The 20893-nt window shown below is 66.7% G+C and carries 17 protein-coding genes; 12 read left to right on the forward strand and 5 right to left on the reverse strand.

Annotation, left to right across the window (positions count from 1 at the left end):
* Positions 1 to 13: 13 nt before the first annotated feature.
* The 5 genes from hrpA (at position 14) to ACZIYR_RS06340 (ending at position 7698) form a co-directional block, all read left to right on the forward strand.
* Complete coding sequence (hrpA, locus tag ACZIYR_RS06320; RefSeq protein ID WP_483529052.1) at positions 14 to 3961, forward strand: ATP-dependent RNA helicase HrpA; 3948 nt, start codon at positions 14 to 16, stop codon at positions 3959 to 3961.
* A gap of 104 nt (positions 3962 to 4065) precedes the next feature.
* Positions 4066 to 5187 (forward strand): beta-ketoacyl-ACP synthase III, encoded by a 1122-nt coding sequence (locus ACZIYR_RS06325; RefSeq protein WP_483528603.1) that lies wholly within the window; start codon positions 4066 to 4068, stop codon positions 5185 to 5187.
* Positions 5188 to 5252: 65 nt separating this feature from the next.
* Positions 5253 to 6005, forward strand: a complete 753-nt coding sequence (locus tag ACZIYR_RS06330; protein ID WP_473032914.1) for an MlaA family lipoprotein — start codon at positions 5253 to 5255, stop codon at positions 6003 to 6005.
* A gap of 12 nt (positions 6006 to 6017) precedes the next feature.
* Positions 6018 to 7202, forward strand: coding sequence for a PP2C family protein-serine/threonine phosphatase (locus tag ACZIYR_RS06335; protein ID WP_483528604.1), 1185 nt, complete (start codon positions 6018 to 6020; stop codon positions 7200 to 7202).
* A complete protein-coding gene (locus ACZIYR_RS06340; protein WP_473032915.1) occupies positions 7189 to 7698 on the forward strand; it encodes an STAS domain-containing protein in 510 nt (169 codons plus the stop codon). The genes ACZIYR_RS06335 and ACZIYR_RS06340 overlap by 14 nt, the downstream gene beginning before the upstream one ends.
* A gap of 104 nt (positions 7699 to 7802) precedes the next feature.
* Here ACZIYR_RS06340 and tal read toward each other — a convergent pair whose 3' ends face one another.
* Positions 7803 to 8750, reverse strand: coding sequence for a transaldolase (gene tal, locus ACZIYR_RS06345; protein ID WP_473032916.1), 948 nt, complete (start codon positions 8748 to 8750; stop codon positions 7803 to 7805).
* A 155-nt stretch (positions 8751 to 8905) separates the two neighbouring features.
* Between tal and ACZIYR_RS06350 the strand changes: the two genes are divergently transcribed.
* From ACZIYR_RS06350 to ACZIYR_RS06380, 7 genes are all read left to right on the forward strand, one after another.
* A complete protein-coding gene (locus tag ACZIYR_RS06350; protein ID WP_473032917.1) occupies positions 8906 to 10090 on the forward strand; it encodes a multidrug effflux MFS transporter in 1185 nt (394 codons plus the stop codon).
* Complete coding sequence (locus ACZIYR_RS06355; RefSeq protein WP_483528605.1) at positions 10083 to 10817, forward strand: TSUP family transporter; 735 nt, start codon at positions 10083 to 10085, stop codon at positions 10815 to 10817. The genes ACZIYR_RS06350 and ACZIYR_RS06355 overlap by 8 nt, the downstream gene beginning before the upstream one ends.
* Positions 10818 to 10973: 156 nt before the next feature.
* Positions 10974 to 11930: a PstS family phosphate ABC transporter substrate-binding protein gene (locus ACZIYR_RS06360; RefSeq protein ID WP_483528606.1), complete on the forward strand. Its 957-nt coding sequence runs from the start codon at positions 10974 to 10976 to the stop codon at positions 11928 to 11930.
* Positions 11931 to 12064: 134 nt separating this feature from the next.
* Positions 12065 to 14353, forward strand: coding sequence for an ABC transporter permease subunit (locus tag ACZIYR_RS06365; protein WP_473032919.1), 2289 nt, complete (start codon positions 12065 to 12067; stop codon positions 14351 to 14353).
* 15 nt (positions 14354 to 14368) lie between these two features.
* Positions 14369 to 16045, forward strand: a complete 1677-nt coding sequence (gene pstA / locus ACZIYR_RS06370) for a phosphate ABC transporter permease PstA (protein ID WP_483528607.1) — start codon at positions 14369 to 14371, stop codon at positions 16043 to 16045.
* Between the two features lie 62 nt (positions 16046 to 16107).
* On the forward strand, positions 16108 to 16923 hold the full coding sequence (pstB, locus tag ACZIYR_RS06375; RefSeq protein ID WP_473032920.1) for a phosphate ABC transporter ATP-binding protein PstB: 816 nt from the start codon (positions 16108 to 16110) through the stop codon (positions 16921 to 16923).
* Positions 16924 to 17013: 90 nt separating this feature from the next.
* A complete protein-coding gene (locus ACZIYR_RS06380; protein WP_483529053.1) occupies positions 17014 to 17358 on the forward strand; it encodes a metalloregulator ArsR/SmtB family transcription factor in 345 nt (114 codons plus the stop codon).
* Between the two features lie 22 nt (positions 17359 to 17380).
* Here ACZIYR_RS06380 and ACZIYR_RS06385 read toward each other — a convergent pair whose 3' ends face one another.
* The 4 genes from ACZIYR_RS06385 to ACZIYR_RS06400 all read right to left on the reverse strand — a co-directional run bounded on the left by ACZIYR_RS06385 (position 17381) and on the right by ACZIYR_RS06400 (position 20879).
* Positions 17381 to 17866, reverse strand: coding sequence for an FKBP-type peptidyl-prolyl cis-trans isomerase (locus ACZIYR_RS06385; RefSeq protein WP_483528608.1), 486 nt, complete (start codon positions 17864 to 17866; stop codon positions 17381 to 17383).
* A complete protein-coding gene (locus tag ACZIYR_RS06390) occupies positions 17863 to 18849 on the reverse strand; it encodes a molecular chaperone TorD family protein (RefSeq protein ID WP_483528609.1) in 987 nt (328 codons plus the stop codon). Before ACZIYR_RS06390 ends, ACZIYR_RS06385 begins: the two co-directional genes overlap by 4 nt.
* A 66-nt stretch (positions 18850 to 18915) precedes the next feature.
* Positions 18916 to 20121, reverse strand: a complete 1206-nt coding sequence (gene nrfD / locus ACZIYR_RS06395; RefSeq protein WP_483528610.1) for an NrfD/PsrC family molybdoenzyme membrane anchor subunit — start codon at positions 20119 to 20121, stop codon at positions 18916 to 18918.
* Positions 20118 to 20879: a 4Fe-4S dicluster domain-containing protein gene (locus ACZIYR_RS06400; protein WP_483528611.1), complete on the reverse strand. Its 762-nt coding sequence runs from the start codon at positions 20877 to 20879 to the stop codon at positions 20118 to 20120. Before ACZIYR_RS06400 ends, nrfD begins: the two co-directional genes overlap by 4 nt.
* Positions 20880 to 20893 lie beyond the last annotated feature (14 nt).

A 20893-nucleotide genomic window follows, 5' to 3' on the forward strand; every position in this document is an offset into this window, starting at 1 on the left:
GCTCGACGGCGTGATGCTGCATGACCGTGCCAAGCTCAGCCGGCGGCTGGGCGGGCTTGCCCGGCGGATGGCCCAGGACAAGCCCGTGGACCGCGGCCTGGCGGAGGTGGCCCAGGCAGTGGCACGCTCGGCGGCCCAGGTCGAGCGGCGCGCCGCTCGCCCCGTCACCCTGGCCTATCCCGAGGCGCTGCCGGTGGCCGAGCGTCGCGAGGATATCCTGGCCGCGCTGCGCGATCATCAGGTGGTCGTGGTGGCCGGCGAGACCGGCTCCGGCAAGACCACCCAGCTGCCCAAGCTGTGCCTGGAGCTCGGCCTGGGGCGTCGCGGGCTGATTGGCCATACCCAGCCGCGGCGCCTCGCCGCGCGCTCGGTGGCCGCGCGCCTGGCCGAGGAGATGGCGGTCCCGCTGGGCGAGCAGGTCGGCTATCAGGTGCGCTTTACCGACCAGACCGACGAGGCCACCCTGGTCAAGCTGATGACCGATGGTATCCTGCTGGCGGAGACCCGCCACGACCCGGATCTGATGCGCTACGAGGCGATCATCATCGACGAGGCCCATGAGCGTAGCCTCAACATCGATTTCCTGCTCGGCTACCTCAAGCGCCTGCTGCCGCGCCGCCCCGACCTCAAGGTGATCATCACGTCCGCGACCATCGACGTGGCGCGCTTCGCCGAGCACTTCGCCCTGCCCGGGGAGCGCAAGGGGGAAGCGCAGGGCGACCCCACGCCCGCCCCGGTGGTGGAGGTCTCGGGCCGCACCTACCCGGTGGAGGTCCGCTACCGCCCGCTGGTGCGCGACGCCGAGGATGAGGCCGACCGCACCCTGCAGGAGGGCATCCTCCATGCGGTGGAGGAAATCGAGGCCATCGAGCGGGAGAAGCGCTGGTTTCACGGCCCCCGCGACATCCTGATCTTCCTGCCCGGCGAGCGCGAGATCCGTGAGGCCGCCGACACCCTGCGCCGCGCCGACCTCAAGAGCACCGAGGTGCTGCCGCTCTATGCCCGGCTCTCCAACGCCGAGCAGAACCGGGTCTTCGCTCCCCATGCCGGTCGTCGCATCGTGCTGGCCACCAACGTGGCCGAGACCTCGCTCACCGTGCCCGGTATCCGCTACGTGATCGACCCGGGGCTGGTGCGCATCAGCCGCTACAGCTACAAGGCCAAGATCCAGCGCCTGCCGGTGGAGCCGATCAGCCAGGCCAGTGCCGACCAGCGCAAGGGCCGCTGCGGCCGGGTGGCCGAAGGGGTCTGCATCCGCCTCTATGACGAGGAGGATTTCCTGGCCCGGCCCGAATTCACCGACCCCGAGATCCGCCGCACCAACCTGGCCTCGGTGATCCTCTCCATGCTGTCGCTGAAGCTGGGCAGCATCGAGGCGTTTCCCTTCGTCGACCCGCCCGATGCGCGCTTCATCAAGGATGGCTTTCGGCTGCTCTTCGAGCTGGGCGCCGTGGACGCCGGCAATCGCCTGACCCCGACCGGACGCCAGCTGGCGCGGCTGCCCATCGACCCGCGCCTGGCACGCATGGTGCTGGCCGGGGCCGAGCAGGGCGGGCTGCGTGAGGTGCTGATCGTGGTGTCGGCGCTGGCGGTGCAGGACCCTCGCGACCGTCCGGCGGACAAGCGCGAGGCCGCCGACCAGGCGCACCGGCGCTGGCGCGATCCCGACTCCGATTTCGTGGCGCTGCTCAACCTGTGGGACGGCTTCGAGGCCGCCCGCGGCGAGCTCTCCGGCAACCGGCTGCGGCGCTGGTGCAAGGAGCACTATCTCAACTACCTGCGCCTGCGCGAGTGGCACGATACCTTCCGCCAGCTGCGCCAGCTGTTGCGCGAGATGCAGATCGAGGTGCCGCCGCCGGCGCCACGACCCGTCCCCGAGGAGGGCGGTGCGGAGAAGGCGCTTCAGGAGGCGCGCCGCCGCCAGGCCGCCACGCTGCACCGGGCGCTGCTGCCGGGGCTGCTCTCGCACCTGGGCCTGCTCACCGAGAATCGCGAGTACCTGGGGGCGCGCAACCGCAAGTTCATGATCCATCCCGGCTCCGGCCTGGCCAAGAAACCGCCCAAGTGGGTCATGGCCTTCGAGCTGGTGGAGACCTCACGGCTCTTCGCCCGCACCGTGGCCAGGATCGATCCGCAGTGGATCGAGCCGCTGGCCGGCCACCTGGTGAAGCGTAGCTACAGCGAGCCGCACTGGGAGATGAAGCGTGCCCAGGTGGTGGCGAAGGAGCAGGTGACCCTCTTCGGGCTGCCCATCGTCGCCGGGCGCAAGGTGCACTACGGTCCCGTCGACCCCGTCGAGGCGCGGGAGCTGTTTATCCGTCGCGCCCTGGTCGAGGGTGAGTTTCGCACCCGCGGTGAGTTCTTCGCCCACAACCGGGCGCTGATCGAAGAGGTCGAGGATCTGGAGGATCGCGCCCGCAAGCGCGATATCCTGGTGGACGAAGAGGCGCTGTTCGCCTTCTACGACGCGCGGATTCCCGAGGGGATCACCACCGGCAAGGGCTTCGAGCAGTGGCGCAAGCAGGCCGAGCGCGACGACCCCGAGGTGCTCAAGTTCGATCGCGCCGAGCTGCTGGCCCGGGAGGCGGAGGAGGTCACCCAGGCCCAGTATCCCGACGCGCTGGTGCTCGATGGCGTGCGCTATCCGCTCGCCTATCGCTTCGAGCCCGGCGCGCCGGACGATGGTGTGACCCTGACGGTGCCCGCCGCTATGCTGCCGCAGCTGCCCCTGGCGCGCCTGGAGTGGCTGGTGCCGGGCCTGCTGCGCGACAAGTGCATCGCCCTGCTCAAGTCGCTGCCCAAGTCGATTCGCCGCCAGGTGGTGCCGATTCCCGACTGGGTGGATGCCGCCCTCGAGGCATTGGTACCCGAAGACGTGCCCCTGACCGAGGCGCTTGGCGAGTTTCTGCGGGTCAAGACCGGGGTGCGCCTGCATCCCGACGACTGGCATACCGAGCAGCTCGAGCCCCACCTGGTGATGAACCTGAAGGTGGTGGACCATCACGGCAAGGTGCTGGGGCAGGGGCGCGATGCCCGCGAGCTAGAGCGCCGCTTCGAGGCAGCGGCCGGGGAGGGCGCTAGGGCGTTGGCCGCCGAGGCCGGCGGCGAGCCCGACGTGACCTCGCTGCCCGAGACGCCGCTGCCCGAGTCGCGGGTGACCACCCAGGCGGGCATTCGTGTCGAGGCCTACCCGGCGCTGGTGCCCGAGGGCGAGGCGTTTCGTATCGAACTGTTTGACCATCCGGGCAAGGCGGTGCAGGCTCACCGGCGCGGCGTGGCGCGGCTGGCCATGGCGCGACGACCCGAGGTGGTGCGCGCCATCGAGCGGCTCAAGGGGCTCAATACCTGCGCGCTGCTGTTCGCCAAGGTAGGCAGCAAGCGCCAGCTCAACGAAGACTTCGTCGAGGCGGTCTTTCTCCAGCGCGTGGCTCAGGCGCCGCTGCCGCGCGCCGAGGATGAGCTGGCGGAGCGCCTGGCCGAGGTCGAGGAGACCCTGGTGCCCCATGCCGAGGCCCAGGTGGCCACCCTGCAGGCGGCCCTGGAGGGTCACCTGGCGGTCACCAAGGCGCTCAAGGGCAACCTCAGCCTGGCCCTGGCGCTGGTCTACAGCGACCTCAAGGCCCAGATGCAGCGGCTGGTGCATCCGGGCTTCGTGACCGAGGCCGGCGAGTGGCTCGAGGAGTACCCGCGCTATATGGAGGCCGCGCTGATCCGCCTGGAGAAGGCGCCGCGGGAGCGCATGCGCGACCAGATGCACATGCAGGCGGTTCAGGACTTCGAGTCCCGCCTGGCCGCGCGGCGCGAATGCCAGCGACGCGGCGGCTACGAGGACCCGGCGCTGGTCGAGTTCGGCTGGTGGATCGAGGAATTGCGGGTCTCGCTGTTTGCCCAGCAGCTGGGTACCCGGATGCCGGTCTCCGTCAAGCGGCTGGAGAAGCGCTGGGCCGAGATCACCGACTGACGCCCAGGGGCGTCGCCGTTCGCGGCAGAGCCTAAGGAAACACGCGCATCGGTCGATATCCGATGTGAGCAATGCGGCCAGCGGGCCGCCTAATGGAGAACACCATGACAGACGTCGTGATCACCGGCACAGGGCTTTATACGCCGGCGCACGCTATCGATAATGATGCCCTGGTGGCGGCGTTCAATGCCTGGGTCGATCAAGAGAATGCCCACCATGCCGCGGCTATCGCAGCGGGTGAGCGCGACCCCCTGGCCCATTCGAGCAGCGAGTTCATCGTCAAGGCCTCGGGGATTCACAGCCGCTACGTGATGGATGCCGAGGGTATCCTCGATCCCCAGCGGATGCGCCCGCGCCTGCCGCGGCGGGGCAATGACGAGCCCTCCCTGCAGTGCGAGATGGGCCGGGCCGCGGCCGCCAACGCCCTGGCCGCCGCCGGGGTGGCGGCCGCCGATATCGACCTGGTGATCGTTGCCTGCTCCAATCTGGAGCGGCCCTATCCGGCGGTGGCCGTGGAGCTGCAGGCGGCTCTTGGCGCCGGCGGCTACGCCTTCGACATGAACGTGGCCTGCTCTTCGGCCACCTTCGCCATCGAGACCGCCGCCAATGCCATCCGCGCCGGCAGCATCAAGCGGGCGCTGGTGGTGAACCCCGAGATCTGCTCCGCGCATCTCAATTTTCGCGACCGCGACAGCCACTTCATCTTCGGCGATGCCTGCACCGCCATCGTGCTGGAGGCCGACGACGTCGCCACCGCCGACGCCCGCTTTGCGGTGCTCGGCACCCGGCTGGTCACGCGCTTCTCCAACGCCATTCGCAACAACGCCGGCTTCCTCAACCGCGTGACCGACAGCGACCCGCTGGCGGCCGACAAGCTATTCGTCCAGGAGGGGCGGCGAGTGTTCAAGGAGGTCTGCCCCATGGTGGCGGCGCTGATCGGCGAGCACCTGGCGAGCCTCGAGCTCGCCGGCGGCGACCTCGCGCGGCTGTGGCTGCATCAGGCCAACCGCCATATGAACGACATGATCGCGCGGCGCGTGCTGGGCCATGACCCGGAACCCGACCAGGCGCCGATCATCCTCGACCGCTATGCCAACACCAGCTCGGCCGGCTCGATCATCGCCTTCCATCTGCACCGTGAGGATTTGGCCCCGGGCGCCTTGGGCGTGGTATGTTCCTTCGGCGCCGGCTACAGCGCCGGTAGCGTCGTGGTGCGTCGTCAATGAGGTCGCGGCAGGCGCTGCCGGACAGAGAGGCGGTATCAATGGATTACGCTCGGACAGGTTCACTCATGCGGACCCTGATGACGCTGGCCCTGGTGGCCGTGCTGGGGGGCTGCGCCGGCAACATCCCCGTCGAGGATCGCCATCCGGACGACCCGTGGGAGGGTTTCAATCGGCAGGTGTTCGTGTTCAACGACGCCATCGACCGGGCGGTGCTCAAGCCGGTGTCGCGGGGCTACCGGACCGTTACGCCGCAGCCGGTGCAGACCGGGGTGGGCAACTTTTTCTCCAACCTCGGCGAGATCCGCACGGTCCTCAACAGCCTGCTGCAAGGCAAGCCGGGTAACGCCGGTATCGCCACCTCACGGTTCTTGATCAATACCACCGTGGGTATCGGCGGGCTGTGGGACTTTGCCACCCACATGGAGATCACCGGTCGTGACGAGGATTTCGGCCAGACCCTGGCGGTCTGGGGGTGGGAGGAGTCGCGCTACCTGGTGCTGCCGTTTCTCGGCCCCAGCACGCTGCGCGACACCACCGGTCTGCCGGCGGATACCTACACCTATCCGCTTACCTACGTGGATGACGACAGGCTACGCTATGGGCTGACGGCACTCAGGGTGGTGGACATGCGGGCTGGCCTGCTCGATCAGGAGGAGCTGATTCGTGGCGACCGCTATGTCTTCATTCGCGATGCCTATCTGCAGCGACGCCGCTTCGAGGTCAGCGATGGCGAACTGGGCGACGACCCCTTCGCCAGCGATGACTTCGACTTCGATTTCGACGATGCGGATTTCGATGATTCAGACTTCGCTGACTGAGGCAGCTTGCCCATGGATGTCCCCAAGCCGTTGATCGGCGTACTCGATGAGCCCGGCGACTACCGCGATGCCCTGGCCGACACCATCGCCCGTGATGGGCTGGCGGTGCTGGCTGCCGAGCGGCTCGAGGACCTGCCGGCGGACACCTCGCTGGTGGTCGCCCATGCCCGGGCGATTCCCAGCCTGGAGTGGGCGAGCTTGACCGAGCGGCTGCCCACGGTGGTGGTCAGCGACTCGCGTCTGGATGCCGACCTGTTGACGGCGGTGGACGTGGGGCTGGTGGACTATGTCGTCGAACCCATGCGCCATGGCCAGCTGCTGCGGCGCATGATTCGCAAGGCTATCGAGCTGCGCCAGCTGGAGGAGGAGCGTGACCGCGACCGCGAGCGGCTGGCTGAGCTTAACGAGAGCCTGGAGACCCACCTGGCGCTGCTGAGGCTGGACCAGCAGGCCGGCGGACAGATCCAGCGCAAGCTGCTGCCGCCGCATGATCAGACGCTAGGGGGGGTTCGCTGCGACTACTGGCTCGTGCCGTCGCTCTACCTGTCCGGCGATTTTCTCGACTTCCAGCGCTTCGATGAGCGCTTCAGCGTCTTCTATTTTGCCGATGTCTCGGGCCACGGGGCCTCCTCGGCCTTCGTAACGGTGCTACTCAAGTACCTGTGCAATCGCTGGCTGAACGAATGGGACGGCGAACAGCCGGACCAGCTGCCCGCACGCTGGCTTCGGGCGCTGAATCGGGAGCTGCTGGATACCGGTATCGGCAAGCACATGACGCTGTTCGTGGGAGTCATTGACCATCGCGAGCGCTGCCTCCACTATTCCTTGGGGGCGCAGCTGCCCAGACCGCTGCTGGTCAGCGATGACCGCGTCGAAGAGCTGCCCGGCGATGGCATGCCGGTGGGGCTCTTTCCGGAGGTCGACTATCCACGTTTGTGTCATAGTCTCCCGCCGAACTTCAGGCTATGGTTGTGTTCGGATGGAGTATTGGAGTGCCTGCCGGGCGAGACGCTCGACATGCGGCTCAGGGAACTCGAGCAACGTGTCCTGAACTGCACGACGTTGGTAGAACTGCGAGACAGCCTGGCCCTGGAGCTCCCTCGGGACATCGACGTTGGAGGGGGCCACAGCGGCGAGGATCTGCCAGACGACCTGACGATCATGATGTTGAGCGGATTTGGCGATGATCATAAATGAAGGCCGCGTCAAGGCGGCGTTCGACTCCGGTGTCTTCGTGCTCAAGCTGTGTGGCGATGTGCGACTGACCCTCTGTGCCACCCTGGACAGCCAGGCCGAGCAGCTTTCGGAAACCCCGGGGCTGAAGGCGCTGATCATCGACCTGCGCGAGGCCACCAACGTGGACTCCACCGCCCTGGGGTTTCTGGCCAAGGTGGCCATGGCGGTGAGGGACAAGATCGAGCACAAGCCCACCATCGTGGCCGACAATCCCGATGTGCAGCGCATGCTCGAGGTGATGGGGTTTGCCCAGTTCTTCACCCTGGTGGACGCGCCCATCACCGAGGCCTGCGAGCTCTGCGACCTGCCCGAGGTGCCCGCCGACATGGAAGCCACTCGCCGGCGCATTCTCGAGGCACACCGCATCCTGATGCGCATGAACGAGCACAACCGCGAGGAGTTTCAGCCCCTGGTGGAGATGCTCGAAGCCCAGGAGGCGGCCTCCCAGGGCCACTGATCCCGCCTCCCTTCCTCTTCGCCGTTCGGCGCGATGGCTGTTATCCGAGTGCCTCCCCCCTGCCGGTGACGGCCAGTCGCCCGGCAGGGGAAAGGGATGCCCCCTTATGCGCTCTTTCCTTTGCGCAGCTCGCCTAGCAGGTCTTCCAGCTTGCGCTGGTCGTCGGTGAACTTGCGGATGCCCTCGGCGAGCTTCTCGGTGGCCATGGCGTCCTCGTTGAGGGCCCAGCGGAATTCCGCTTCGTCGTGGGGCTCCGGCGCCGAGGTGTCGGCGCCCACCGGGGTCAGGCGTCGGCTCAGGGTGCCGCGGCTCTCGGCCAGCTCACCGAGCAGCCCCGGGGAAATGGTCAGCCGATCGCAGCCGGCCAGTGCCAGGATCTCGCCGCTGTTGCGGAAGCTGGCGCCCATCACGATGGTCCGGTAGCCATGGCCTTTGTAATGCTCGTAGATTCGCCGCACCGACTGCACGCCGGGGTCGCGTTCGCCGGAGAAATCGGCCTCGGGCTGGCGCGCCTTGTGCCAGTCGAGGATGCGTCCCACGAAGGGCGAGACCAGGGTGACTCCGGCGTCGGCGCAGGCCTGGGCCTGGGCGAAGCTGAACAGCAGGGTCAGGTTGGTGCGAATCCCTTCCCGCTCCAGCTGGCGGGCGGCGCGAATCCCTTCCCAGGTGGCGGCCACCTTGATCAGGATGCGCTCGGGGCCCACACCGTGGCGGTCATAGCGCTCGATCAGCGAGCGGGCGCGGGCCAGGGAGGCATCGCTGTCGAAGGAGAGTCGGGCGCTGACCTCGGTGGAGACATAGCCCGGCACCAGGCCGGCGATCTCGCTGCCGATCTCCACCGCCACAGCATCCAGGGCATCGTCGATATCGGTGGCGTGGCGGGCGATCTCGGCCAGGCGGGCGCGCCGCTCCTCCTGCTGGGCGGCCTGCAGGATCAGTGACGGATTGGTGGTGGCATCATGGGGCGAAAAGCGGCGAATCGCGTCCAGGTCGCCGGTGTCTGCCACCACGGTGGTCATCTGTTTGAGTTGCGACAGCAGGTCGTCGGCCATGGGAAGGCTCCAATTCATTGTGGTAAGCGTCTTCCCACTTTAACAAGACGCCCGGCCCGCTGACAGCGGCAGGCCAGCGGGGAGGCGGGCGGGGGTTATCTGGGCTATCATTAGCGGCCTAGCTATTTTCCTCTTTCTTCGACCCGGGAGCCGCCTTGAGCCTCAACCCTCGTCGCGTGGCGCTGCTGGTAGCGGCCAACACCGCCCTGGCCCCCTTTGCCATCGATGCCTACCTGCCTGCCATGAGCGTGCTGGCCGACCATGTAGGCGCCAGCATTCATCACACCGAGCTGTCGATCAGCACCTTCCTGGCCGGCTTTGCCATCGGCCAGCTGCTGTTCGGGCCGCTCTCCGACCGTCTGGGCCGCAAGCCGGTGCTGCTCGCCGGGCTGCTGGCCTTCTTGCTGGCGAGCCTGGCGATCACCACGGTCGACTCGCTGACCGAGCTTTTGGTCTGGCGGTTCGTGCAGGCGCTCGGGGGCGGGGCCTGCGTGGTCAATTCGGCCGCCATCGTGCGCGACTGCTTCAGCGGCCGCCAGGCGGCCAGCGTCATGTCGACCATGGCGATGATCATGATGCTGGCGCCGCTGGTGGCACCGCTGGTGGGCAGTGGGCTGCTCTATCTCGCCGACTGGTGGCTGATCTTTGTGTTCCTGGCGGTCTATGCGGCCTTCCTGATGTGGCTGATGGGCACCCGGCTACCTGAGACCCGGGCGCCGGGGCAGCCCGCCGCCTCCTTTCGCCAGGTGTTGCGCAACTACGCCAGCGTACTGGGTCATCGCGAGGCGGTAGGCTATATCTGCGCGGTGGCGGCCTCCTTCGGCGGGCTTTTCGCCTTCGTGACCGCCTCGCCCTATGTCTACCTGGAGCACTTCGGGCTGTCGCCGGCGGTCTACCCCTTCGTGCTGGGGATCAACGTGATCGTCATTGCGCTCTCCAATCAGCTCAACATCCAGCTGCTGCACAGGCGCTCGCCGCTGCAAAACCTGCTGCTGGGGCTTGCCGTTCAGCTGACGATGGCGCTATGTCTGGTACTGGCCGCCGTGGCGGGGGTGGCGTCGCTGCCGGTGGTGGTGGTGCTGGTCATGTGCTATTCGGGGATGATCGGCCTGATCACCCCCAACGCCATGTCGCTGCTGCTCGATCAGTTCGGCCATATGAGTGCCACGGCCACGGCGATGATGGGCGGCATCAAGTTCGGTGCTGCGGCCCTGGCCGGGGTCATGGTGGGCGCCTTCGAGATCGAGAGCCTCTGGCCCATGGTGCTGACCATGCTGGCGGCATCCTTGATTGGCAATGCCGGCCTGAGACGCCTGGCGGGTACGCCGGCTCATGCCTGACGGCCTGCTTGCCTGGTTCGATCTGTCGCTGGCGACCTGGCTCGGCTGCGCGCTGACGCTGATGCTCGGCGCCTTCGTGCAGCGCGCTACCGGCTTCGGCCTGGCGGTGGTGGGGGCGCCCCTGCTGCTGATGCTGGAGCCGCGACTGGTGCCGGTGATTTTGGTGCTGTTCGGGTTCACGGTGTCGCTGCTCACCGTGCGCCACTACCTTCAGGAGGTACGCATCGGCGAGATCGGCATGGCGCTGGTGGGGCGTGTGCCCGGCAACGCCCTGGGCCTCTGGCTGCTGCTGGCCGCTCCCATGGCCGTGCTGGAGACGCTTATCGCCGGCAGCGTGCTGTTCGCCGTGGCGGTGACGCTGTTTCGTTTTCGGCTGCCGGTCAACTCGGGCACCCTCTTCGGTGCCGGGGTGCTCTCCGGGATCTTCGGAACGGTGGCAGCCATCGGCGGGCCGCCGATGGTGCTGTTGATGCACGGGCTGTCGCCCAATCGGCTGCGCGGTACGCTGTCTGCCTTCTTTATCATCACCTCGCTGATGACCCTGGCCACCCTGGCCCTGGCGGGGCAGGTCCGCCTGTGGCACCTGGCCTTGGCGCTGAGCCTCTCGCCGGCGGTGCTGCTGGGCACCGCGCTGGCCAACCGCATTGCTCACCGCCTCGACCGGCGCCTGCTGCAGGGAGTATCGCTTGCGCTGTGCACCCTGGCGGCACTGGGGCTATTGATATAAGCCCTTAGGGTCACTGTCACACAAGGTTCATCAAACCGCCGGCAAATGTCACTGAAGTGTCATCCGGTCTCCCTATAGTCGCAGCCATCGGTTCACGTAGAGCGGACCGAGACCACAACGCTGCGACTCATTAGCGCACGAACCCTGGAGACCAAGATGAAACTCAAGCTCATCGCTGCTGCCGTTATCGGTGCCTCGTTTGTCACCACCGCTGCCATGGCGGATCGCGTCGACCCCAACCTGCCCGCCTATGAGCCCGTCAGTGGCATCTCCGGCAACATGACCAGCATCGGCTCCGACACCCTGAACAACCTGATGACCCTGTGGGCCGAGGAATTCGCCGGTTTCTATCCGAATATCAACATCCAGATCCAGGGGGCCGGCTCGGGTACCGCCCCCACTGCCCTGACCGAGGGCACCGCCCAGTTCGGCCCCATGAGCCGCGAGATGCGTACCTCTGAGATCCAGGCCTTCGAGGATCGCTTCGGCTATCCGCCGACCATGGTGCCGGTGGCCATCGACGCCCTGGCGGTCTACGTCAACCAGGACAACCCCCTGGAGAGCATCACCCTGCCGCAGGTCGATGCCATCTTCTCCGACACCCGCCGCTGCGGCTATGACCAGGACATCACCCGCTGGGGCCAGCTGGGCCTGGACGGTGCCTGGGAGAATCGTGACTTCACTCTCTACAGCCGTAACGCGGTTTCCGGCACCTACGCCTTCTTCGCCGAGAACGCGCTGTGCGGCGGCGACTTCAAGGACACCATCAACGAGCAGCCGGGCTCCGCTTCGGTGGTGCAGGGCGTGAGCGAGTCGATCAACGGCATCGGCTACTCGGGCATCGGCTATATCACCTCTCAGGTGCGTGCCGTGCCGGTGGCCCGCGACGAGGGCGAGGAGGCCTACCCGGTGGACAGCGAGAACTACCCGCTCTCCCGCTTCCTGTTCGTCTACGTCAACAAGCACCCCAATGAGGACCTGGCGCCGCAGCAGGCCGAGTTCCTGCGCATGGTGCTCTCCCAGCAGGGGCAGGAAGTGACCGCCCGCGATGGCTACATCCCGCTGCCCGAGAGCGTGGCCAGCCGGGTGCGCGGCGAGCTGGGCATCGACTGACCGTTCGTCATGCAGGGATGTACCGGGGCGCTTCGGCGCCCCTTTTGGCGTTTTGGGGTGGGCTGTCACATGGCTGTCATGGTGGCTGCTTACCCTCTGTCTATCTTTCCACCTGTCGGGATTGCCCAGCCATCATGAATGACCTGTCCCAGCTCCCCGCCTCGGCGAAAGGCAGATCGCTGCTGCCCAGCCCCGAACAGCGCGAGCGCCTGCGGCGCAAGCGTGCGTTTCGGGACGGTGCCTCCCGCTACGGCATCGGCGCCGCCGGCATCGGCGTGGTGCTCGCCCTGGGGATGATCTTCGTCTATCTCTTCTCCGAGATCATGCCGCTCTTCCAGTCGGCCCAGGTATCGACCCAGCAGACCTATGCCACGCCCGGACTGGAAGAAGGGGAGACACTCGAGCACCTGACCGTTGATCGCTACGACACCCTGGGGGCGAGCTTCACGGACAGGGGGCGCATCACCTTCTTCGAGCTGGAGGATGGTGCGGGGCGCGCCGCCTTCGAGATGCCGCGCCCGGAGGCCGCCCAGACGACGGCCTTCGCCACCGGCTTCGCCACGACGCGGGCCTTCGCCTATGGCTATGACACCGGCGAGATCAGCCTCGGGCAGATCGAATACGCGATCACCTACCCGGATAACTTGCGCCATATCGAGCCGGAGCTGCGCTTTCCCCTCGACGAGGCACCCTTGACCCTGGACGAGGAGGGCCGCGCCATCCAGGTGTTGGGCCTGCAGGTGAGCGACCGCGGCATCTATGCGGCGGCCGAGCTCGAGGACGGCACCCTGATGGTGACCTCCTTCGACCGCCGGGAAAACATCATGACCGGGGAAGTGAGCGTGGAGCAGACCACCGCCGAGCTGCCCGGCTTCGACGGCCGCGCCCGGCAGATCCTCATCGACAACCGTTTTCGCCACCTCTACGTCGCCGACGACGCCGGCTATATCCATCACTACGATATCGGCAACCTGCGCGCCCCCCAATACCGTGGGGCGGTGCCGGTCACCGACAGCGGCTATGTCACCCATATGGCCCTGCTCAATGGTACGGTATCGGTCATTGCCGGTACCTCAGATGGCCAGGTGCGTCAGTATTTCCCGGTCCGGGATGACCAGAACCGTCACGACCTGACGCATATTCGCGACTTCGCCCGCTATCAAGCCCCGATCACCCATATCGAGGCGGAGTATTCGCGGCGGGGCTTTCTGGTGGGCGATGCACAGGGCAACCTGGGGATCCATCACGCCACCGCCTCGGCCGATGTCTTCGATGCCCGGATGGCACAGGGGCCGCTTGCGCGGATCGCCATCTCGCCGGTCAACTCGATGGCGCTGCTTGTCGACGAGAACCGCCAGCTGCAGGTGGCCAGCGTCAGCAATCGCCACCCCGATATCTCCTTCTCCTCGCTGTGGCAGCGGGTGTGGTACGAGGGCAGCAGCCAGCCACGCTTCGTCTGGCAGTCTTCGGCGGGCGGTGACGAATTCGAGCCCAAGATGAGCCTGGTGCCGCTGACCCTGGGCACCCTCAAGGCGGCTTTCTACGCCATGCTGTTCGCCACCCCGCTGGCGCTGATGGGGGCTATCTACACCGCCTATTTCATGTCGCCCAAGCTGCGCGGCAAGGTCAAGCCCACCATCGAAGTGATGGAGGCGCTGCCCACGGTGATCCTCGGCTTCCTGGCCGGCCTGTGGCTCGCCCCTTTCGTCGAGAATCGCCTGCCGGCGGTGTTCAGCGTCCTGTTGATGATGCCCATCGCCATGCTGGCCTTTGCCTACCTGTGGAGTCGCCTGCCCGAACGGCTGCGGACCCGGGTGCCCGACGGCTGGGAGGCGGTGCTGCTCATGCCGATCGTCATTCTGGTGGGCTGGGCCTGTGTCGCGGCGAGCCCCTACGTGGAGATCGCCTTCTTCGACGGCAGCCTGCGCCAGTGGCTTACCGACAACGGCATCAGCTATGACCAGCGCAACGCCCTGGTGGTGGGTATCGCCATGGGTTTTGCGGTGATCCCGACGATCTTCTCCATCGCCGAGGATGCGGTGTTCAACGTGCCCAAGCACCTGACCCAGGGGTCGCTGGCCCTCGGTGCCACCCGCTGGCAGACCGTGGTGGGGGTGGTGCTGCCCACGGCCAGCATCGGCATGTTCTCGGCGGTGATGATGGGCTTCGGCCGTGCGGTAGGGGAGACCATGATCGTGCTGATGGCGACCGGCAACAGCCCGATCATGAATTTCAATATCTTCGAGGGCATGCGCACCCTGTCGGCCAATATCGCCGTGGAACTCACCGAATCCGCCGTGGGCTCCAGCCACTTCCGGGTCCTGTTCCTCGCCGCCCTTGTCCTGCTGGCCATGACCTTCGTGGTCAATACCCTGGCCGAGATCATTCGCCAGCGCCTGCGCAAGCGCTACGGCAACCTCTGATTCCGGGAGACTTCGATGAAACGTTGGTGGAAAAGCGGTGCCCCCTGGGTCTGGTTGAATGCCGGCGCGGTGGCGATCTCGATCATCATGGTGCTGGGGCTGATCGGCCTGATCGCCGTCCGCGGCCTCAGCCATTTCTACCCGAGCGAGATCGTCGAATTTCAGGTGGGCGATCCTGAGCGGGGTATCGGCCAGATGGTGATGGGCGAGCATGTACGCTCCGAGACCATTCCCGTGGCCGTGGCGCGGGATGCCGGGATCAATGTGCCGCCCGAGCTGGGCATGGGGGATCTGGTCACCCGTCATCTGATCAAGCAGGGCAACCGCGACGTGACCGGTCAGGACTTCGCCTGGTATGCCGAGCTGCAGATGTCCGAATGGCGCTCGCCCCCGGATGCCATGCGTCTGGAGCGCCGCGAATGGGGTGACTTCTACGGCTATCCGCTGCGCGTGCTGCAAGAGGGCGAGGTGGTCGCCGAAGGCGAAGGCCTGTGGGAGGCGCTGCAGGCTCGCGTCGAGCGTGCCAATAGGCTGTTTCGTGAGCTGCGCCGGATCGAGCGCAACGACGTCGGGGTGATCAGCGCGGAAATGGAGGAGCTGCGCCTGCGCGAGCGGGCCCTGCAGCGGGACCCCGACATCGACCCCGAGGCGCGTCAGGTCGAGCTGGAGGCTATCACGGCGCGTCAGGCCAGCCTGCAGGAGGCGTTCCAGACGCTGCGTGGTGAGATCGATGTGCTGCGCCGCGAGCTCCATCGCGACACCCTAGTGGCCACGGTGGCCGGCGGGCAGGAGGTGCAGATTCGCATCGGCGAGATCGTGCGCGCCGTGCAGCCCAACAGCCTCTCGCTGCCCGCGAAAATGGTCGAGTACGTGCAGCAGTTCTGGGCCTTCGTCAGCGGCGAGCCCCGCGAAGCCAACACCGCCGGCGGCATCTTCCCGGCGATCTTCGGCACCGTGACCATGGTGCTGCTGATGTCGATGATCGTCAGTCCCTTCGGCGTGCTGGCCGCCATCTACCTGCGGGAATATGCCCGGCAAGGACCGCTGCTGCGCCTGATCCGTATCTCGGTCTATAACCTCGCCGGGGTGCCCTCCATCGTCTATGGCGTCTTCGGCCTGGGGTTCTTCATCTATACCCTGGGTGGCTCCATCGATGAGCTGTTCTACTCGGAGCGGCTGCCGTCGCCCACCTTCGGCTCTCCGGCGCTGATCTGGGCCTCCTTGACCCTGGCGCTGCTGACCCTGCCGGTGGTGATCGTCTCCACCGAGGAGGGCCTGGCACGGATCCCCTCCGCGGTGCGCCAGGGCTCCCTGGCCCTGGGGGCGACCAAGTCCGAGACCCTGTGGAAGGTGGTGGTGCCCCTGGCCACCCCGGCGATGATGACCGGCATGATTCTGGCCATTGCCCGCGCCGCGGGCGAGGTGGCGCCGCTGATGCTGGTGGGGGTAGTCAAGCTGGCGCCGACCCTGCCCGTCGACGGCACCTTCCCGTTCATCCACCTGGATCGGCAGATCATGCACCTGGGCTTTCATATCTACGACGTGGGCTTCCAGAGCCCCAACGTCGAGGCCGCCCGCCCGCTGGTCTATGCCACGGCGCTGGTGCTGGTGCTGTTGATCATCGTGCTCAACCTGACCGCCATCAGCATCCGCAATCGGCTGCGCGAGCGCTACCGCGCCGCCTCCGACTGATCTACACCGAACGTCGAGCGGCGGCTGTGGCCGCCGCTTACCGGAACACCAGGAACGAGACCATGACCTCCATGACCACTGCGCCCCGCCCCGTTGCCGGCCATGCCCGGCCGACAGGCATGCAGGACCTGACCTTCCAGGTGCGCGACCTGAGCCTCTTCTACGGCAAGGACCAGGCGCTCAAGAACATCAGCCTGGATATCCCGCGTCACCAGGTCACCGCTTTCATCGGCCCCTCAGGCTGCGGCAAGTCGACGCTGCTGCGCTGCTTCAATCGCATGAACGACCTGGTGGATATCTGCCGCATCGAGGGGCAGATTCTGCTGGACGGCGAGGACATCTACGCCCGCGGCGTCGACGTGGCGGAGCTGCGTCGCAAGGTGGGCATGGTGTTCCAGAAGCCCAACCCCTTCCCCAAGTCGATCTACGAGAACGTGGCCTATGGCCTGCGCCTGCAGGGGGTCAACAACAAGGCGGTGCTCGACGAGGTGGTGGAGCGCTCGCTGCGCGGCGCCGCCCTCTGGGATGAAGTCAAGGATCGCTTGAACGACAACGCCTTCGGCATGTCCGGCGGCCAGCAGCAGCGCCTGGTGATCGCCCGGGCCATCGCCATCGAGCCCGAGGTGATCCTGCTCGATGAGCCCGCCTCGGCGCTGGACCCCATCTCGACGCTGAAGATCGAAGAGCTGATCAACGAGCTCAAGACGCAGTACACCATCCTGATCGTCACCCACAACATGCAGCAGGCGGCCCGGGTCTCCGACTACACGGCCTTCATGTACCTGGGGGATCTGGTGGAGTTCGGTGAGACCAACACGATCTTCACCGAGCCCGAGAAGAAGCAGACCGAGGACTACATCACCGGCCGCTACGGCTGAGCCGGGGAGGCGCCTTCGCTGGGCGGTGGCGTCTGCTTGCCGTAGAATCGTCATGACATTCCGCTGCCTGTCCCGGGGGCTCGCTTGACGCTGGAACCTGCTCGTTTCTTCAAATGCTTGGGCGACGAGACTCGCCTCACGCTGATTCTGCTGATTCAGCGTGAGGCAGAGCTGTGCGTCTGTGAAATGACCCATGCGCTGGAGGCGTCGCAGCCCAAGGTGTCGCGGCACCTGGCCCAGCTGCGCACCTGCGGGCTGCTTAGTGACCGCCGCGACGGCCAGTGGGTCTACTATCGCCTGGCGGACGATCTGCCGGCCTGGGTGCTCGAGGTGCTGACTGCCGCCGATCGGGGCCAGGACAGGCCGCTTGGCGAGCTGCAGCGGCGCCTGTCGCGCATGGGCAACCGTCCCGAGCGCCGCCTGGCGATGTGCTGACCGACTCTCTCTCGAACGGCTGCTACTCCGCTTCCACCCAGCGAATCGGCTGGTAATCAAGCCCGGCCTGGGTCGCAGCAGGTGGCTTTTGAACGCTGCGGATGTGCAGCTGCCAGGTGACTGTCTTGCCGGCCAGCGGATGGTTGCCATCCAGCATGGCGCCGCGCTCGGTGAGGCCCACCACCTTGAGTGAGAATTTTCCCCGCTGGCCGCCCGGCGTCAGGATCATGCCGACGCGCAGTGCCTGGCCCGGCGGCAGGTTCTCGCGTACCGCCTCGAAGACCAGTTCGGGACGGTGGGGGCCGTAGGCCGCTTCCGGCGTCAGGGTCACCGTCAGCGTGTCGCCCTCCTGGCGGCCCATCAGCCGTGTCTCCAGTGCCGGGAGCATCTGCCCGGTTCCGTGCACGTAGTGCAGCGGGTTAGCGGGCGTCGATTCGGCGATCCGCTCGCCTTCGGCGTCGGTCAGGCGGTAGTCGGCGATAACCTCGCATAGATCATGAATCTTCATCCCTCCCTCCCTCGTGCCGGTTGCCTTGCGGCTGGCGGTGTGATCGCCGCTCCCGACACGGCGTGTCGAGAGGTGTCCACCTCGCTGCAAGGCGGACATACCGCCAGGTGAGCGGCGTCGAGCCCGGCGGTCTCCAGCCGCTGCCGCATTTCCGTCAGGGTGGCGTCCGGTGTGAAAGGGGTCCCGCAGACTCGGCAGGCCAGCGGTGTCGATGTGAGGTTTGTCCTGCCGTAGGTGCGGTCGTTCGCCTGGACGGTCGGGGCCTCTGGCGCTGACTGGTGGTGCGCCTCGTGAAACAGTGGCGGCGATGAGGCATTCGATTCCCGGGCGAGTGGTGCCCACTCGGCGAGATCCCGCTGCAGCTGCCGGCGGGTCAGCTGCACCAGCAGGTGCCAGAGGCGCTGTTCGGCCGGGGCCCCATCGGCCATGCCGGTAAGTTTCTGGTGCATCTGGACGACGGCGGGCAGGGTGATGTCGGCGGCCATATGTAGCAGATCGGCCAGGCAGGTAACCGCTATCGCGGCATCGGTGGACGGCGCTGAGCGCTCCTGCTCCCAGCGGCTCAGCACCCAGGCGAACCACTGCAGGTTGAGGGCCAGGTGGTCGGGCAGGTCGTGGAAGCCGGCGTCCCGACCTAGCCGGTGGCGATAATAGAGGGCCTCGATCCGCCGGCTGCCTTGGCCCATGAGGCCGCCGTCCAGATAGCCGCCCAGGTTCAGCGGTGCCGGTGCCGGCGGCGTCAGAAACAGCCGGCTGTAGCCGACCAGCAGTCGCTCGGAGGAGGGAACGCCCTCGAGGGTGCTGCGAAATGCGGCCAGCCACTCGGCGTCGATCGCCGGCAGCCGTTCGGCGAGCTCTTCGAGGTCGGGCAGCAGACCCTCGCGCAGCGCCCTCAGGGTGACACCGTTGATCGGGGTCAGGAAGGCCTGCGACAGGCAGAGATAGAGCTCCGCCGAGGCCAAGGGGTCGATGTCTCGGTTCATGGTCACTCCCTGGAAGTGGCCCGCCCCTGGGGGCGGGCCGTGAGGCCTTGGCAGCTGGCGATGGCATCAGGTTCCGGCCGGCTGGGGGGCGGCCGTCGGTGAGTCGGCCAGCTGCCGGGGCATGTCGCCCAGGTCGAGGAACTTCTCGCCCAGCAGGTAGAGCACGAAGAACAGCGACCAGCCGGCAATGCTCAGCGCCCACTCGGTGGCAGAGGGCGTATAGCGGATCAGGTTGGGCACCCAGGTGCCCTGGAAGAGCGGCACCACCTGGCCGCCCACCACGAAGTAGAAGCGCTCGGCAAACAGCCCCAGGAAGACCAGACAAGCGACCAGCACCTGGATATCCATGCGGCTGCGCCACTGTGCGCTCAGCATCAGGGCGAAGGGCACCAGCAGGCCGACGATTAGCGAGAGGTTATACAGCGGCGAGGCGAACAGGTAGTCGGACCACACCAGGCTGATTTCCGGGTTGTTGCTGTACAGCCCGGTGATGGCGCGGGCGGCGATAAACAGCAGCGTACCGCCGATCAGCGCGGCGAACAGCTTGGGCAGGGCGCCGGTGAGCAGCGACTGCAGTGCAGCGGGCATGCGCTCGCGCTGGAAGCCATAGGCCAGGTAGACGAAGAACACCAGGGCGGCCACGCCGCTGGTTACGCCGGTGAAGTAGAAGTAGATCGGCAGCAGGGCATCGAACCAGAAGGGGCGCATGCTCATCATGCCGAAGATCAGCGCCAGGTTGCCGCTGGCCAGCAGCACGCCGATGAACGACGCGATACCCACCTGCTTGCTGGTCTTGCTGTCCCATTCACCGTTCTGCAGCTTGCTGAACTTCCACAGCAGAAACAGCAGGTCCAGGGCATAGAAGACCCCCATCCAGAACATTGCCGACTGCACCTGCAGGTTGAGCGGGATGGCCCACAGCATGCGGAAGACGTTGCCAAGCTCCAGGGCCAGGACCGCCATCCCCGAGATCAGCACGATGAAGGCCAGGAAGATGCAGCGCTTGGCGATGGGGTAGTACTGCTTGAAGCCGAAGACCAGCGGCAGCGAGGCGATCAGCCCCAGCCCCGATGACGCCAGGGCGAAATAGAGATAGGTGGCGATGGGCTGGCCCCAGGGCAGGGTGGAACTGGTGTTGAAGGAGGTGTGGCCCTGGGTTGCCAGCTGTGCCACGCCGTAGCCGAGGCTGACCAGGAACACCAGCGAGGCAGCCAGCAGCAGCAGCGAGCCCAGCTTGCCCTGCAGCGCATTGGGTTGGATGGAGGCACTCATGCGTCATTCTCCCTGTCAGCGGGGGTAAAGGCGGGCACGCCGGCGCCGGCACCGAGATAGTAGACCTGGGGACGATTGCCGGTATGGTCCTTGAGACGCACCCCGCGCTTGTCACCGATCAGCTGGTTGACCTGGCTCTCGGGATTGTCCAGATCGCCGAAGTAGCGCGCCTTGGGGGCACAGGTGCGCACGCAGGCCGGCACGTACTCCTTGAGCTCGGGGTTGTCCTCGTCCAGGTCGGCCACCCCCTCGGGGGCATGGCGGACCTTGTGGTAGCAGAAGGTGCACTTGGAGACCACGCCCTTGGGCTGGATGCCGATACCGCGCCGCCAGTCCTCCTCGGGGCTCTGGTAGGGCGGGCTCCACAGCTGGCCATTCTCGCCGGGGAAGGCCTCACGGACGTCCGGCTCGATCAGCGGCTTCTCGTCGGCGTAGAAGCGCACGCCGTACGGGCAGGCGATCATGCAGTATTTGCAGCCGATGCACTTGTTCCAGTCGACGAAGACGATGCCGCCGGCATCCGGGTCCTTGTAGGTGGCCCGGGTCGGGCAGACGTGCACGCAGGAGGGGTTTTCGCACTGCATGCAGGGCCGCGGCAGCCACTTCATCTGGGCGCTGGGATATTCGCCCTCGTGGTAGAAGAGCACGTCCTGCCAGCTTTCGCCCGGCAGGGTGTTGTTTTCCATCGAACAGGCCGTGGTGCAGGCCTGACAGCCGGTGCACTTGTCCAGGTCGATGACCATTCCCCATTTTGCCATGGTGATGACTCCTC

Source organism: Billgrantia sp. NRB1 (assembly GCF_056921725.1).